The following is a 1,186-nucleotide window of genomic DNA, read 5'->3' as shown; positions in this document are numbered from 1 at the left end:
TTCAGCCAGCGGGCCAGCTTGCCCTCTGTCATGGTAGGAGAAAGGGCGGGCATTAAAATTTCAGTCGCCATCTGTCATTCCCTCACATCAGGCCAAGTGCGGCTTTAACCACATCTTCAGGCTGTGGCAGGGCCAGTTTTTCCAGATTGGCAGCAAACGGCATGGGCACATCCACACCTGTTACACGGGCCGGTGGGGCATCCAGCCAATCAAACGCATGTTCAATCACCTGCATGGCCACTTCTGCACCAATGCCAGCAAAGGGCCAGCCTTCTTCTACAGTCACCAAACGGCTGGTTTTCTTTACACTTTCTACAATTGTGTCTGTATCCAGTGGGCGCAGGCTGCGCAGATTGATAACTTCTGCCTCAATGCCCTGTTTGGCTAACTCGGCAGCAGCATCCAACGCCGTGGTGACGGCAATGGAGAATGCAACAATGGTGACATCCGTGCCTGCACGCTCAATTTTGGCTTTGCCAATAGGCAGAATGAAATCTTCATCAATCGGGCACGGGAATTTGCGCCCGTAAAGAATTTCGTTTTCCAGAACCACAACCGGGTTCGGATCACGGATAGCAGCCCGTAAAAGTCCCTTGGCATCAGCAGCAGACCACGGAGCCACCACTTTCAGGCCTGGAACATGCGCATACCAGCTTCCATAACACTGAGAATGCTGTGCACCCACGCGAGAGGCCGGACCATTTGGCCCACGGAACACAATGGGGCAACCCATTTGGCCGCCAGACATGTAAAGTGTTTTGGCTGCGGAATTGATAATATGGTCAATGGCCTGCATGGAGAAGTTCATGGTCATGAACTCTACAACAGGCTTCAGGCCGGTTAAGGCAGCGCCCACGGCCATGCCTGTAAAGCCATGTTCGGCAATTGGCATGTCAATAACGCGCTTGTCGCCAAATTCCTGCAACAGGCCTTGGGAGATTTTATAAGCGCCCTGATATTGGGCCACCTCTTCCCCCATCAGAAATACGTCTGGATCATGCCGTAATTCAGCAGCCAATGCATCCCGCAGGGCTTCGCGTACCGTAATTTCTTCTGTTTCGCCCCAGTCTTTCTCTTCTTCAACAGGCGCCGGAGACGGTGATGCGATGGAAGCTGAAGGCGCAGATTGCGGCACGGGGGCAGGTTCTGCGGCAGCCACATTTTTAGGCGTATCAATATTGTCTGG

General features: G+C 53.3%; 1 protein-coding gene. It reads right to left on the bottom strand.

Features of this window, described 5'->3' with window-relative positions:
* Positions 1 to 82 precede the first annotated feature (82 nt).
* On the bottom strand, positions 83 to 1,186 hold a 1,104-nt coding region (locus CSR02_RS01020; protein WP_099540196.1), incomplete at its 5' end, for a pyruvate dehydrogenase complex E1 component subunit beta.

It is taken from the genome of Acetobacter pomorum (assembly GCF_002738225.1).
Taxonomy (GTDB): Bacteria; Pseudomonadota; Alphaproteobacteria; order Acetobacterales; family Acetobacteraceae; genus Acetobacter; species Acetobacter pomorum.
Note: the sequence above shows the minus strand (reverse complement) of the source record. Positions and strands in the feature narration are given on the sequence as shown.